12 protein-coding genes are annotated in these 13902 nt (G+C 67.3%); 10 read left to right on the top strand and 2 right to left on the bottom strand.

Going from position 1 to position 13902, the window contains the following annotated elements; all coding sequences use genetic code 11:
* Positions 1-685 precede the first annotated feature (685 nt).
* The 6 genes from B5F40_RS10960 to B5F40_RS10985 all read left to right on the top strand — a co-directional run bounded on the left by B5F40_RS10960 (position 686) and on the right by B5F40_RS10985 (position 6531).
* Positions 686-1261 carry an RNA polymerase sigma factor gene (locus tag B5F40_RS10960; RefSeq protein ID WP_087194413.1) on the top strand — a complete coding sequence of 192 codons (576 nt, stop codon included), beginning with the start codon at positions 686-688 and terminating at the stop codon, positions 1259-1261.
* A complete protein-coding gene (locus B5F40_RS10965; RefSeq protein WP_239443024.1) occupies positions 1258-2181 on the top strand; it encodes a hypothetical protein in 924 nt (307 codons plus the stop codon). The genes B5F40_RS10960 and B5F40_RS10965 overlap by 4 nt, the downstream gene beginning before the upstream one ends.
* A 55-nt stretch (positions 2182-2236) precedes the next feature.
* Positions 2237-2890 carry a hypothetical protein gene (locus tag B5F40_RS10970; protein ID WP_087194381.1) on the top strand — a complete coding sequence of 218 codons (654 nt, stop codon included), beginning with the start codon at positions 2237-2239 and terminating at the stop codon, positions 2888-2890.
* Complete coding sequence (locus B5F40_RS10975) at positions 2887-3660, top strand: hypothetical protein (RefSeq protein WP_087194382.1); 774 nt, start codon at positions 2887-2889, stop codon at positions 3658-3660. The genes B5F40_RS10970 and B5F40_RS10975 overlap by 4 nt, the downstream gene beginning before the upstream one ends.
* A gap of 89 nt (positions 3661-3749) precedes the next feature.
* Positions 3750-4607 (top strand): ABC transporter ATP-binding protein, encoded by an 858-nt coding sequence (locus B5F40_RS10980; protein ID WP_087194383.1) that lies wholly within the window; start codon positions 3750-3752, stop codon positions 4605-4607.
* 106 nt (positions 4608-4713) lie between these two features.
* Positions 4714-6531, top strand: a complete 1818-nt coding sequence (locus B5F40_RS10985) for an ABC transporter ATP-binding protein (RefSeq protein WP_087194384.1) — start codon at positions 4714-4716, stop codon at positions 6529-6531.
* Positions 6532-6646: 115 nt separating this feature from the next.
* On the opposite strand, the gene B5F40_RS10990 is transcribed toward B5F40_RS10985, so the two are convergent.
* Entirely contained in the window at positions 6647-7312 is a 666-nt protein-coding gene (locus B5F40_RS10990; protein ID WP_087194385.1) for a hypothetical protein, read from the bottom strand.
* 155 nt (positions 7313-7467) lie between these two features.
* Between B5F40_RS10990 and B5F40_RS10995 the strand changes: the two genes are divergently transcribed.
* From B5F40_RS10995 to B5F40_RS11010, 4 genes are all read left to right on the top strand, one after another.
* Positions 7468-8670, top strand: coding sequence for an NADP-dependent isocitrate dehydrogenase (locus B5F40_RS10995; RefSeq protein ID WP_087194386.1), 1203 nt, complete (start codon positions 7468-7470; stop codon positions 8668-8670).
* Positions 8671-9454: 784 nt separating this feature from the next.
* Complete coding sequence (locus B5F40_RS11000) at positions 9455-10780, top strand: FAD-dependent oxidoreductase (RefSeq protein WP_087194387.1); 1326 nt, start codon at positions 9455-9457, stop codon at positions 10778-10780.
* Positions 10781-10926: 146 nt separating this feature from the next.
* Positions 10927-12327, top strand: coding sequence for a Y-family DNA polymerase (locus tag B5F40_RS11005; protein ID WP_087194388.1), 1401 nt, complete (start codon positions 10927-10929; stop codon positions 12325-12327).
* Positions 12320-12649 (top strand): hypothetical protein, encoded by a 330-nt coding sequence (locus B5F40_RS11010; protein WP_087194389.1) that lies wholly within the window; start codon positions 12320-12322, stop codon positions 12647-12649. Before B5F40_RS11005 ends, B5F40_RS11010 begins: the two co-directional genes overlap by 8 nt.
* A 22-nt stretch (positions 12650-12671) precedes the next feature.
* On the opposite strand, the gene B5F40_RS11015 is transcribed toward B5F40_RS11010, so the two are convergent.
* Entirely contained in the window at positions 12672-13844 is a 1173-nt protein-coding gene (locus B5F40_RS11015; protein ID WP_162610964.1) for a PucR family transcriptional regulator, read from the bottom strand.
* Positions 13845-13902: the final 58 nt, after the last annotated feature.

Raw genomic sequence — 13902 nt, forward strand, 5'->3', positions numbered from 1 at the left:
AGCGCTTCGACGCGGGCTCGCGTTCGACCGCCTTCGGCGCAGGATGGGATCCACGGTAGACGAAAGGTTTTCCGCATTTCGCCGCCAGGCGCGGTCTTGCCCTGCTTCCTCGCCGCCTCGGATCACGCCGACGCGGCGCGGTCGGTCCCTTCTTGCTCCGGGCCTGTCGTCCTCTGTCGGAAACTTGCGTTTGGTGAACGGTTTTGGGGGATTTACGGATGCGTCGAAGAGGTGTGAAAGCAAAGGCCCAGGTGGCGTCATTCCATTCGTCCGGGGTGGAGTTCGAGGCGCCGCCGACGGCGGTAAAACCGTTCACCAAACGCAAGTTTCCGACAGAAAAGGACGGGCGGCGAGGCGGAGGGGGTTTCCGTTCTGCGCGATGCGAGGCTTTGGTCGGGCTTTCTCTTTCGGCGAGCGCTCTCTTTCTGACGGAAGGGCCGAGCGGCGCGAGGAGGCTTGGAGGGCCGCCTCGGTGCCGCCGCCCGCCGCGCCGTGGTCGCCGCGGTTGGTCGAAGGTCCGCTGGCGAGGGTTGCGATCGCTTTCGATTCGCGTTCCTATCCGAGGGGCCGCGTCGCGGGCGGGTTGACCGCTCTCGGCGGCGCCTTTCCGGGAGGACGGTTTTTTGGATGTTTCGAAAAAGCGCGAACCGGAGCGGGGGCGGGCGCTACTAACAAGGTGACGGCGATGGCGAAGGAGGACGACTGCATGGACGAACGGGAGGCGGCAGCGGCGCTCGCGCGCGTAGCGCGCGGCGACGAGGCCGCGCTCGAAGAGCTGTACTGCGCCTTCGCTCCGGCTGTGCTGGCGTTCGCCCTCGCGCGTATGGACAGCCGCGAGGCGGCTGAGGAGGTGGCTGCGGACACGTGGCTGGGATGCTGGCGTTCGGCGCGTGCGTTCCGAGGCGACAGCCGGGTGCTCACATGGCTTCTGGGCATCGCGAAGCGTCAGGCATGCATGAGGTCGCGCCGCATGCGGCTGGCGGAATGCCCGCTCGACGAGGAGGCATTCGAGATGGCGGTCGATGAGGGTGCCGACGGCGATCCGACGGGCGCGCTCATGGAGGAGGCAGGGGTGGCCGAGATATGCGCCGCCCTCGATGCGCTGCCGGAGGAGCTGTCGGAGACAGTGCGGCTGGCGTGGCTCCACGAACTGCCGTATGCGGAGATCGCCGTCGTGACGGAGGTGCCGGTGGGCACGGTGAAGTCGCGCGTGTCCCGCGCGCGGAGATTGGTTCGGAGCATGTTGAGGAGGCGGTTATGAGCGAGCGAGGCGGATGGACGATGGGGCCGTACGGAAAAGGGCGCGCAGGCGTTTCGCGGCTCGAGGGCGGCGCTGCGGGCGAGGTTGAGCGGACGTGCGCGGTCGAGCTTGCGCCTGATCGCCCGTCCGCGTCCGCGAACCTGCGCACCGCGCTGCGACGGCAGGAGGCGGTTCGTGCAGGCGACGTGCCCGACTTCGCGCGCATAGCGGCGCGCGTGGCGGCGGCACCTTCCTCGCTCGACGTCCCGCGCCGGCCGGTCGCCGAGGCCGTATGCCTCGCTGGGACGTTGGCCGTCGCGCAGTTTCGGGTCGTTCCGCATGCCGTGCTGTCCGCTGCGCTTACGGTGGCTGCGGCAGCTGTGGGCGCGGCGTGCCTGATCGGCGTCGCTTCCGCTGCTGCGTCTGCCGCCAGCTGGTGGTTCGCGGCGCTCCTTCTGTTCGGCACGGCCCTCACCACCACGCTGGCGATGTCGCGGGGTCGTGCGGATGCGCTCTCGCTCGCCACGCCGCTCGGTCCGCAAGCCGTTGCGCTGGCGCGGCTTTCGCTTGTGCTGGGCGTGGACGCGCTCGCGGGCATAGCCGCGTCGGCCCTGTTCGCATGGTTGGCGTCCGGATCCGGCCTTGACGTGGGCGCGGTCGCGGAATCATGGCTCGCGCCGCTTTCCCTCGTGGCCGGCATTGCGGCGCTTGCGACCGTGTGGTCGGAAGCTTCGTGGGCGGGCGCGTTGGCGGGCGCGGCGGTCGTTCCCCTCGTGCTGCCCGCGGCGGAGGTGGCCCCGGCAAGCGGCATTGCGGCGCTTGCCGGCAGCGTGCAGAATGCGCTCGGTTCCGTCGGCATGCTCGCAGTCGGTGTGGCGCTGCTTGCGGCGGTCGTGTGCTCGTCGCGTCGCGTGGCGCTCGCGCGCTTGCGCGCATTGTGACGATGGCGTGGGAACCGCAACCGCGATGAGGAAGGTATCGATGAAGGAGGTTTCGATGAGCAGGATGCTCCCCCGCATGGCGCTGGCCCTTGCGACCGTTCAGCTGACGCGCGTCCGTGGCGCCGGGGTGGCGCTCCCCGTGGCGATCGGGGTGCTGATCGCCTGTGTAGGCGCATCGGCGTCGGCTATCGCGGGCGTGCCGTGGGCGAGGGTCGCCTCGGTCGCGTTCGTGCCGCTTCACTCCCTGGCCGTCGGCATAGGCGCGCTTTCCGTCCTCTCGGGCGACGCGCTTGTCGAGCTGCACGGTTCGACGCCTTTCGGCGTGCGCGCCGTCCAAACGGCGCGCGGTGCGTTGCTCGCCCTTGCTGGGACGGTGGGCGCGCTCGCCATGTTCGCGCCGCTCCATGCGCTCGGCGTCGTCTATGGCGATATCGGCTGGGCGAGCGCCCTTTCGCCCGTCTGCGGCGCGGTCGTGCTCGCGTTGACGGCTTATGCGGTCGTTGCGATCATGGAGAGCCCGCGCGCGGCGGCTTTCTTCGTCGTGCTCGCGTGGGTGGTCCTGTCGTTTTTCTGGGATCCCAATCTCGCCGGAGACCCGGTGTTGCAGCGCGCCGTTCCGATGGCTCTCGCATTGGCCGCCGCCGCCGGGGCATGGCTTTCGCTGGGCAGTCCGGAGCGGGCGTGCGCCAAGGCGGTGGGGGCGCGATGAGGTTTTTGCGGATGGCGCTCGCGCATGCCCGCATCGCAGCTCGGCAGCGCGCGCTGTGGGCGGCGTCGGCGGCGCTGTGCTTGCTCTCGCTTGCGGTCATGGTGAACGGAAACATGCCGTACGAATCAGGAGACGTGATCGACCTGGCGTTTTTCGCGCAGATGCTGGCTATGCTTCCGCCTGTCGCCTACGCCGCCGCGTGCGTAGACCTCGCTTCGTCGCCTGTGAGGCTCGGCATCGGTGAAGTGGAGGAGGCGGCCCCCGTCGCTCCGGCCGTTCTCGCCGCGGCGCGCGTGGCAGGCGCGCTCGCCGTCGTCTTGCTGCCGTCGCTCGCGCTTTTGCTTTGCTGCGGGTTCGGGCAGCTTGCGCATGGCAACTTCCTCGGCCCGCTCCAAGCGCTGGTCATGTTCGCACTGGTCGTCGCGCCGGCGGCGCTGCTCGCGGCGGCTTTCTCGGCGTTTGCGGGCGCGGCGTTGCCCCGGGCGTTCGCGCGCTTCGCCTCCGTGGCCGCGTGGCTCGCTGCGCTCGCGCTCACCTCGTTTGTCGGAGTGCCGACGCCTGGAGGCGGCATGCGTTTCGAGATCGCGTCCGACCCTGCGCTCCAAACGCTGTTCGGGCTCCCTCCCGTGCTCAACGAGAACGCCGCCTGGGCGGCGGTCCCGGCTTCGCCCTTGGCCGCTTTCGCATCCGTGGCGGGAAGGGTCGCGATCGCCGTCGCCTTGCTCGCCGCCGCGGGCTCGCTTTCCCGTGCGCGCGGAGGCCGACGCTGACGCGCTGTCCTCGACGAGGCTTTGGTACCCTGCCGATCGCCACCCTTCCCAACGCCCTCCCAGGAACTCTTTCCAAGAAAGGAGCTACCGTGTTCATCTCCCTCGAGCATCTGGGCAAGGACTTCCGCAAGAAGCCGCGCGCCCTCGACGACCTCACGCTCGACCTGCCCTCGGGCATGATCGGCCTCGTGGGGCCGAACGGCGCGGGCAAGACCACGCTCATGCGCATCCTCTGCGGCATCGCGGCCCCCACACGCGGACGCGTGCTGGCAGACGGGCACGATCTGTCCGACGCGCGCACGCGCCGCGCGCTCAAGCGGACGCTCGGCTACCTGCCGCAGGACATCGAGCCGTACCCCAATCTCACGCCGCTTGAGTTTTTGGAGTATATGGGAGTTCTCAAGGGCATGGACGATGCGCGCGAGCGCCGCCGCCAGGCGGGCGAGCTTTTGGAGCGCGTGGGGCTGTCCGACGTGTCGCGGCGGCGCATCGGCGGGTTCTCCGGCGGCATGCGGCGGCGCGTGGGCATCGCGCAGGCCCTCATGGGCGATCCACGGCTGCTCGTGGTGGACGAGCCCACCGCGGGCCTCGACCCCGAGGAGCGCATGCGCTTCCGCGCGCTTCTGGCGTCGCTCGGCGGCGAGCGCACGGTGATCCTCTCCACGCACATCTTGGACGATGTGGCCCAGACCTGCCCCTACGTGTGCGTGCTGCGCGGCGGGCGCCTCTGCTACGACGGCGCTGTGGCCGGCCTCGTCAACGCGGCACGCGGTCGCACATGGGTCACACCTCCGCTTCCCGCCCCGCCTGCGGGGGCCGTCGTGGCCAACGCCGCCGCCACCCCCGAAGGCACCCGCTACCGCGTGGTGGCCGACGTCCCGCCCGCCGGCGCGCAGCCGGCGGAGCCCACGCTGGAGGACGGGTACCTGGCGCTCGTCGCGCGCTAGGGACCCCTGACGGTGCGAATGGGCTGCGGAGCCGCGATGCCTCTGGCTTTTCGCCCTTGACGCATATGGCATAATCGGGAGCGTGCCAAGAGAAGGGAACCTCCGCATGCCTCACAACGACAAAGCGCGCAGCGGCGTCGCATCCGCGCGCGCAGCCTCCACCACGCGACGGACGCTGCATTACTTCTGGCTGGTCACGCGCAGGCACTTCGGGCTGTTCGCAGGACTGATGCTGGCGACGTTCTGCTTCACGGCGCTGCTGTCGTACGGCAACCCCTACGTGATGAGCCTCGTGGTGGACCGCGTGAGCGCCGAGCCGGTGGCGGCCGACCAGGTGTTCGAGGTGTTCGGTCCCTACATCGCGGCGCTCATCGTCATCAACGTGGCCGGCCAGACAGCCAGCAAGCTGCAGGACTACACCATGTACAAGCTGGAGATCGCCGCGGCGTACGATCTTGCCACCATGAGCTTCGACGCGCTGTGCAACCAGTCGATGTCGTTTCATTCCAACCGCTTCGGCGGCACGCTCGTCTCCCAGACCACGAAGTTCATGAGCGCCTACCAGCTGCTTTTGGAAACCATCACGTTCCCGTTTCTGCCGGTCATCTGCTCGGTCGTTTTCACATGCGCCATCTTGGCGCCGCGCGTGCCGGTGTACGTCGTCATCCTCATGGCGCTGCTGGCGGTGTACGCGGGCGTGTCGTACTACATGTACAAGCGCATCCTGCATCTGAACGAGAAGGCCGCAAGCGCGCAGAACCAGCTTTCGGGCGAGCTGTCCGATTCGGTGGCGAACATCCTCGCCGTGAAAACCTACGGGCGCGAGGATTACGAGCGCAGCCTGTTCGACCAGGCTAACCGCGAAGTGGTGGCGCGCGACAGCAAGCGCATGTGGGCATCGCTCGCACGCGGCATCATCACGGCGTGCATCACGGTGACCATCATGGCGGTGGTGACGGTGTTCATCGCGGGCGGCAACGCGTGGTACGGCATCACGCCGGGCACGCTCGTGGTGATGTTCACCTACACCTACACGGTGACGAACCAGTTCAACTTCATCAACAACGGCCTGCAGCGCTTCAACCGCGCCTTCGGCGACGCGAGCGGCATGACCGTCATCTTGGACGAGCCGCGCCTCGTGGCCGACAAGCCGGGCGCGCCGCCGCTTCGGGTGCGCGAGGGCGCCATCGATTTTCAGGACATCGGCTTCTGGTACACCGACGGCGATGTTCGCACGCAGGTGTTCGACGGCTTCAACCTGCATATCCCCGCCGGCCAGCGCGTGGGGCTCGTGGGCATGAGCGGGGCGGGCAAGACCACGCTCACGAAGCTTCTCCTGCGCCTGTCCGACATCCAGGAGGGGCGCATCCTCGTGGACGGGCAGAACGTGGCCGACACCACGCAGCAGAGCCTGCGCCGGCAGATAGCCTACGTGCCGCAGGAGTCGCTCCTGTTCCACCGCACCATCGCGGAGAACATCGCCTACGGGCGGCCCGACGCCACGATGGAGCAGATCCGTGCTGCCGCGCGGCGGGCGAACGCGCTCGAGTTCATCGAGCGGCTGCCGCAGGGCTTCGACACGATCACCGGCGAGCGCGGCGTGAAGCTCTCGGGTGGGCAGCGCCAGCGCATCGCAATCGCGCGGGCGCTTCTGGCCGATTGCCCGGTGCTCGTGCTCGACGAGGCCACGAGCGCGCTCGATTCGGAGAGCGAGCATTTGGTGCAAGACGCGCTCGCCACGCTCATGAAGGGCCGTACGGCCATCGTGGTGGCGCACCGCCTCTCCACGGTGGCCAGCTTGGACCGCATCGTGGTGCTGGCGGACGGCAAAGTGGTGGAGGACGGCCCCCACGCCCAGCTCATCGAGGCCGGCGGCGAGTACGCCCGCCTTTGGAGCCGCCAGACGGGCGCGTACTTGGAGTAGGGAGGGCGGTGGGCAGGCCGGGAGAGGCTTGCGCCGCTCGCGCGCGGCTGATCCGGGGCGATCCGGAAAGGGGAGGAGGGCCTTGGAACCGGGCGGTTCGGGAGATAGGGCCGGCCTACCCGCTGTAGGCGGTGCAGGCGACGTCCGCAGCGGCGAAGGCCCGTGCGACGCGCTCCATGCGCCCCTCGTCGTAGCCGAGACGGTCGAGCTCGGCGATGTCGGCAAGGTCTTTGGGGCGGCCGCTCGCGACCTTGGCGGCGCGGCAGGCCTCTAGCGTGGCGAGGCCGACGCGTCCGCAACCGGGAAGCTCGCGCACCTCCACGAAATCGGTTTCGACAAGTCCGGGAACGGTCGCTTCGAACAGCGCGTCGTATCCGGCGAAGGCCCTCTGCTCGGCATTTCGCTGCACAAGCGCCCCGTCGCGAAAGAAGAAGGGACAGAAGCTCGCGAGGACGCCGTCGATGCGGGCGTGCGCGCCGTGATCCTCTCCATCGACGTTGCAGGGCGCGTGGCGCGAATCAAGCGCGAGATCGTGCAGACCCTCCCGTACGAGCCATGCGCGCACGTCGGGCATGTTTTCGAGCCGCACGGAGAAGTCGATGTCGCCGTGCAGACGGCCCGAATCCCTTCCGCTTAGAACCCAGGGGACCAGCCCTCCTTCGAGGAACACCTTGCCGACGAGCTCTGGCGCACGAAGCACGCGCAATGCCGCCGCTGTCGCCTCGGCGCAGGAAACGCCCTTTGCCGTTTCCCCATGGTCCATCGTTTCGGATTCGTCCATGCCCGCTCCTTTCGCCTGCACGTCGTTGCGATGCGGTCCGCGGAACCGGTTGCGGCGCTTTCGTTAAAGTGACGTTAACAAGAGCGCGAATCGCTGCACCCTAGGGTATCATACAAGGACGAGAGTACGGCATCCGGGCGAACACGGAGGATCCCATGACGAAGATACAAATGACCACGCCTTTGGTGGAGATGGACGGCGACGAGATGACGCGCATCATCTGGCAGATGATCAAGGACGAGCTGATCTGCCCGCACGTCGATCTCAAGACCGAGTACTACGACCTGGGACTCGAGCACCGCAACGCCACCGACGACCAGGTGACCGTGGATTCCGCCGAGGCAACCCGCCGCCTGGGCGTGGCCGTGAAGTGCGCCACCATCACGCCGAACGCCGCGCGCATGGACGAGTACGACCTGAAGCAGATGTGGAAGAGCCCCAACGGCACCATTCGCGCCATGCTCGACGGCACCGTGTTCCGCACGCCCATCACCGTGGCGGGCATCGAGCCGTGCGTGCGCAACTGGACGAAGCCCATCACCATCGCCCGCCACGCCTACGGCGACGTGTACAAGAACACGGAGCTGCGCGTTCCCGGCCCCGGCACGGTGGAGCTCGTGTACACCGCGGCCGACGGCACCGAGACGCGCGAGCTCGTGCATGAGTTCGACGGCCCGGGCATCGCGCAGGGCATGCACAACCTCGACGCGTCCATCGAGAGCTTCGCGCGCAGCTGCTTCGAGTACGCCCTCGACATCAAGCAGGACATCTGGTTCGCCACGAAGGACACCATCTCGAAGAAGTACGACCACCGCTTCAAGGACGTCTTCCAGGAGATCTACGACGCCGAGTACGCCGCGCGCTTCGAGGAGGCCGGCATCGAGTACTTCTACACGCTCATCGACGACGCGGTGGCACGCGTGATGAAGGACAGCGGCGGCTTCATCTGGGCGTGCAAGAACTACGACGGCGACGTGATGAGCGACATGGTGTCGAGCGCCTTCGGGTCGCTGGCCATGATGACGTCGGTGCTGGTGAGCCCGCAGGGCATTTTCGAGTACGAGGCCGCGCACGGTACCGTGCAGCGCCACTACTACAAGCACCTCAAGGGCGAGGAGACGTCCACGAACTCCGTGGCCACCATCTTCGCGTGGTCGGGGGCGCTGCGTAAGCGCGGCGAGCTGGACGGCCTGGACGAGCTGGTGGACTTCGCGAACCGCCTGGAGCGCGCCACGCTCGACACCATCGAGGCCGGCGAGATGACGGGCGACCTGGCGCGCATCACCACGCTGCCGAATCCCACGACGCTCTCCACCCGGGACTTCATCCTCGCCATCGCGAGGCGCCTCGCCGCATAGTGGAGGTTGTGCATTCCGAGCTTTTCGCGGCGCTTGGGGCGTAACCCGGGCGCCGCTGCTTTCTGCGCGAGGGGCTTGTCAATATGGGGCTCGGCTTCGCTGCGCGCTGCAGCATGGCCGCCTGCTCTGACGAGCTTGAAAACAGCTTTGAGAAGTTCGGTCGTTCGCCGTCTCGAGCGCAGGCTCGCTTTTCACCGAGTCGGCTCATGCGCACTTTTCTAAGCGTCGACGATTCTGCCCGCTTTGCCTAGCGTCCTGTACTTGGATGCCGGGGTCAGGGGTGCGCTCAGTTGGGCGCAGCGCATCGATGGTCGGGCGATCTCGCTTAAACCATTTGCTGGGCAGTTGAGCGGAACCTTGTGTTGGTTTCTGTTATCCAAGCTGGGAAGGAGCAGGTGGACATCCTATTCTGCGAAAGGCCGTTTGGTCCATGCGCCGGCGCTGTGCAATGAGCTTATCGCTGCCGCGCTGCGACCATCGAAGGGGATCGTAGTTTTCCTGGGCGAGATCGCTTCGAGCGTCCCAAACCTTGTCAATGCGGAATGATGTGTGGCGAAGGGAGCGCTGGCATTTGGAGCGTTATGCGTCGGATGATTCTCGCATGCCCTTTTTGCAGAGCGACGAGAGCCCCTTGCTTTCGGGATGTTTCGGCAAATTCGATCGCTCACGTGCGCGAAACCGTTCGGCAAAGCGCGGCAAACGCGCTCTGGCGGGCCGCCTTCATAGTGGCGGGCCGAGGTACCCTGATGCCTGATCGTTCCTCTTGAAGACGAAAGGGCTCGGCATGACCTCTCTTTGGGAAGCTACCGCCGTGCGGCCGCAGGGCTACGCGAAGGCGCTCGAAGGCGACCGTTCCGCCGACGTGCTGGTGATAGGCGGCGGCATGGCAGGCGTGCTCTGCGCGTATTTGCTGGCGGAGGCGGGATGCCGCTGCGTGCTGGTTGAGGGCGGCCGGGTGGGCGCCGGCGTGACGGCGAACACGACCGCGAAGGTGACGGCCCAGCACGGCCTTGTGTACGACCGGCTGATCAAGAAGAGGGGCGCCGATGCCGCGCGCCTCTACTTCGAGGCGAACCAGGCGGCGGTGGCGGGGCTGCGCCAGCTGGCCGATGCCGTTCCCTGCGACTTCGAGGAGAAGACGGCCTACGTGTACGCCACGGGCTCCACGGCGGGTATCGAGCGTGAGCTTGCCGCCTACGAGCAGCTGGGCATCCCGCACCATGTGCTGCCGAGCGCGCCGGTGCCGGTGGCGAACCGGGGTGCGCTGGGCATGGAGCGCCAGGCGCAGTTCAACCCGCTGAAGCTGTTGTTCGGGCTGCTCGGGCTCATGCCGTCCGTCGACGTGTACGAGCACGCGTTCGTGAGGGACGTGAGCGGGAGCACGGCGCGCACGGACCGCGGCTCCGTGACCGCCGGCCATATCGTGTTCGCATCGCACTATCCCCTGGTCAACGTGCCGGGGTTGTATTTCATGAAGGAGCATCAGGAGCGCTCCTATGCGCTGGCGTTGGAAGGTGCCCCGCTTGTCGACGGCATGTTCATAGGCGACGCGGGCGGTTTCTCGTTCCGCACATACGGCGATTTCCTGCTGGTGGGAGGCGGCGGGCACCGCACGGGGCAGGGGCCGAAGCCCACGGAGGGCTATGCCAAGATACGGGCGTTCGCCGACGAGGCGTACCGGGGCGCGCGGGAGCGCTACGCGTGGGCGACGCAGGATTGCATGAGCCTGGACCACGTGCCCTATATCGGCGTGCATCGGCGCAGCCGCCCGAACCAGTACGTGGCCACGGGGTTCAGCAAATGGGGCATGACGGGCGCGCTCGTGGCCGCGCGCGCCATCGCCGATCTCGTGGTGCATGGCCGGAGCCCGGTGGAGGCCGTGTTCTCGCCGCAGCGCTCGATGCTCGCTCCCAGCCTGCTCTCGAATGCGGGCGTGTCGGCGGCGAACCTGGTGAAGCCGGGGCGGCGCTGCTCGCATTTGGGCTGCTGCCTGGCGCACAACGACGTGGAGGACTCGTGGGACTGCCCCTGCCACGGCTCGCGCTTCGCCGCCGACGGTTCGGTGCTGGAAGGGCCGGCCAAGCGCCCGATCGCACCCGAACGCCGGTAGGCGCGGCGCCGCGCCGCGCAAACCCGGGCGCGCGGGACATCGCGCCCATCTCCGGGGGCCGTTGCGAATGCCGATGACCCTTCGGTGTGAAAGCGCTATACTGTACGAACAAACGTTTTGGTTAGGGTAGCGCGAGGGGGCGAGCGGTGGCGGAAGGGCGCACGTACGTGTGCATCGACTTGAAGAGCTTCTACGCGAGCGTGGAGTGCGTCGACCGCGGGCTCGACCCGCTGACGGCGAACCTCGTGGTGGCCGATCCCGACCGCACGGAGAAGACCATCTGCCTGGCCATCTCGCCGTCGATGAAGGCGCTCGGCCTGCCCGGCCGCTGCCGCGTGTTCGAGATCCCCGAGGGCGTGCGCTACGTCATGGCGCGCCCGCGCATGCGGCGCTACATGGAGGTGTCGGCCGACATCTACTCGATCTACCTGCGCTACGTGTCGCCCGAGGACATCCACGCCTACTCCATCGACGAATGCTTCATCGACGCGACGCCGTACCTTTCGCTGTACCGGATGGGGCCTAAGGAGTTCGCCGTCATGCTCATGGACGCGGTGCTGGCCGAGACGGGCGTGTGCGCCACGGCGGGCATCGGGCCGAACCTGTTCCTCGCCAAGGTGGCGCTCGACATCACGGCGAAACATGCCGAGGACCATATCGGCTGCCTCGATCAGGCCGAATTCGAGCGCTCGATCCAGACCCACCGGCCCATCACCGACATCTGGAACATCGGGCCCGGCATCGCGAAGCGCCTGGCGAAGTACGGCGTGCGCGACCTGCGCGGCGTGTGCGAGATGAGCGAGGCTGTGCTCTACCGCGAGTTCGGGGTGAACGCCGAGTACCTGATCGACCACGCCCACGGCGAGGAGCCCTGTACCATCGCCGACATCCACGCCTACGAGCCGAGCGCGCATTCGCTGGGGAACGGCCAGGTGCTGCCCTGCGACTACTCCTTCGACGAGGCGCGCGACGTGCTGAAGGAGATGGTGGACCAGCTCGTGCTCGACCTGGTGGAGAAGGGCCTCGTGGCCGGGTCGATCTCGCTGTACGTGGGCTACGCGAAGGGGCGCGGGGGCGGCGGGGCCGGGGCGCAAGGTGGCGGCATAGCAGGCGATGACGGCTGCGTGGGCGGCGTGGCGGGCGATGACGGCACGGACGGCGAATACTTCGACGGCGGCCACGGCAGGCGTCCCGCAAGCGGGCGGCGCGCGTTCCCGCACACCGGCGGCACGCGCAGGCAGCCGGACCGCACGAACCTCTGCTCGAGGCTCATGCCGCGGTTCCTCGACCTGTTCGACGAGACCACGCGCAAAGACGCGCCCATCCGCCGCATCAACGTGGGCTTCGGCGGCGTGCTGCCCGAGGAGTTCGCCACCATGGACCTGTTCGTCGACGCGGAGGCGGAGGCCGAGGAGCGCAGGTTGCAGCAGGCGGTGCTGGCGGTGAAGGGCCGCTTCGGGAAGAACGCGCTTCTGCGCGGCACCAGCCTCAAGGAGAAGGCCACGGCGCGCGAGCGCAACGAGCAGATCGGGGGCCACCATGCCTGAGCGCCGTCCTCGCGCCGACCGGGCGCAGCAGTTCATGCCCTTCGCCGCGCTCAAAGGCTACTACGACCTCATCCGCGAGCGCGAGCGCGTGGCGGAGCCGCGGCGCGAGCTGCCCGACGAGCAGGCGCTCGAGCTGTCGCAGCGCCTCGCGGGCTTGGAGCGCCGCGAGATGGCGAGCATCGTCCACTACGACGGCGAGGCGTACGTCACGACGCGCGGCCTGGTGAGCGACATCGACCTTGCCGGCCGCACCATCACCGTCGTCCGCACCCGCATTCCCTTCGACGACATCTGGGAGATCGACGACGAAGCGCCTGGCTGAAATCGTGGAGGCAGTGGATCCGTTAGGCGTCGCCGAGGAGGAGTTTGCATGAGAGCAGTATCCTGAACACGAGGAGCGGGTCCTCGATAGGCGCGGAAAGGTCGATGCCGTAACGCTCTTGGACGTGCTTCAAGCGGTAGGCGACCGTGTTGCGATGGATGGACATCCGCTGCGCCGTGGCGTTGAGGTTGAACCCGGTTTCGATATAGGCTTTGACAGTGGACGCGTTCTCGGAGCCCGCAGCGCGATCGTCGGCGAACATGTGGCTCGCGCGCGCATCGATGATCAGGCTGCGGTTGCCTTTCAGGTCGCACCATTCGACGAAAAAAGGGAACCAACACTCCTCGAAGCGCATGACGTCCTGCGATCCGCTTTCGAACGCGAAGCGGGCGGAGAATCTGGCATGCTCGTACGCTTCGTGCAAAGATCCGATGCCGTCCATGATCTCGCTGGCACCGACGCAAGCCCGTTCGCCGACCTTCTCAAGAAGCGCCGCCACATCCTCGAGCGCTTTCTTTCGGGGAGTCAGGCGCTCATTGGCCACCACAACCGGCATCTCTCCCATTTGCTGGTTGACCGAGTCCGGCAAAACCAGGTGAAGCATACGCACGATATGGTCGAGGTACAGCCTGCTGTCGTTTTGGGCTTTGGGGGAGTAGATCGCGAGGACGTACATACCGTCCCCTGCGTTCCAGCGAAGCGCCGAAAGCCAGCTCGCCGTGATATCTTCCTGCGTGGGGCGGCCTTTAAGGTGCCCTTGGATGAACCCGTCCTCTTCGAGCGAGTAGGGGGAGGCAGCAAGGATGTCTGCCGCCTGCTCGAGCAGGACCATCTCTCCATCGCTCACCGGCTTGTTCACTTCGAACAGCTCGATGTAACCCCGGAACTCACCTTCGGCAACGATGTTGCAGGCGGCTGTCAATTGTCGCTGCGTGTAGTCGGAGATGCGCCGTGCGCCCTTGCGGAGGAACACGGCTTCGCCTTCTTTGCGCTTCCAGTCCGGAACCGTGCGCATGACGAAATCGTAGTCGGCGCGCTCGGAACCGAACATATTGAGCGCGACGTCCTTCGGTATGCATGATTGGGCGGCGGGAAGGAGCGAGGCGTCGTACGCGACGACGGGATTGCCGGCGAAGTCGGACAGCGCCTGGCAAAGAGCTGGCAAATCGCGGCGTCCATAGTAGCTTTCCCTCATGTCGTCCAAGCATTTTTCGAGCCGTGAGCAATAGCGAAGCAACGAGTTGGCCACCTGC

Source organism: Gordonibacter sp. An230 (assembly GCF_002159915.1).
GTDB lineage: Bacteria > Actinomycetota > Coriobacteriia > Coriobacteriales > Eggerthellaceae > Rubneribacter.

Bases quoted from the DNA above. Each gene is read 5' to 3' on its own strand.
- B5F40_RS10960 (WP_087194413.1), top strand. From the start codon at position 686: ATGGCGAAGGAGGACGACTGCATGGACGAACGGGAGGCGGCAGCGGCG.
- B5F40_RS10965 (WP_239443024.1), top strand. From the start codon at position 1,258: ATGAGCGAGCGAGGCGGATGGACGATGGGGCCGTACGGAAAAGGGCGC.
- B5F40_RS10970 (WP_087194381.1), top strand. From the start codon at position 2,237: ATGAGCAGGATGCTCCCCCGCATGGCGCTGGCCCTTGCGACCGTTCAG.
- B5F40_RS10975 (WP_087194382.1), top strand. From the start codon at position 2,887: ATGAGGTTTTTGCGGATGGCGCTCGCGCATGCCCGCATCGCAGCTCGG.
- B5F40_RS10985 (WP_087194384.1), top strand. From the start codon at position 4,714: ATGCCTCACAACGACAAAGCGCGCAGCGGCGTCGCATCCGCGCGCGCA.
- B5F40_RS10990 (WP_087194385.1), bottom strand. From the start codon at position 7,312: ATGGACGAATCCGAAACGATGGACCATGGGGAAACGGCAAAGGGCGTT.
- B5F40_RS10995 (WP_087194386.1), top strand. From the start codon at position 7,468: ATGACGAAGATACAAATGACCACGCCTTTGGTGGAGATGGACGGCGAC.
- B5F40_RS11000 (WP_087194387.1), top strand. From the start codon at position 9,455: ATGACCTCTCTTTGGGAAGCTACCGCCGTGCGGCCGCAGGGCTACGCG.
- B5F40_RS11010 (WP_087194389.1), top strand. From the start codon at position 12,320: ATGCCTGAGCGCCGTCCTCGCGCCGACCGGGCGCAGCAGTTCATGCCC.
- B5F40_RS11015 (WP_162610964.1), bottom strand. From the start codon at position 13,844: ATGAGGGAAAGCTACTATGGACGCCGCGATTTGCCAGCTCTTTGCCAG.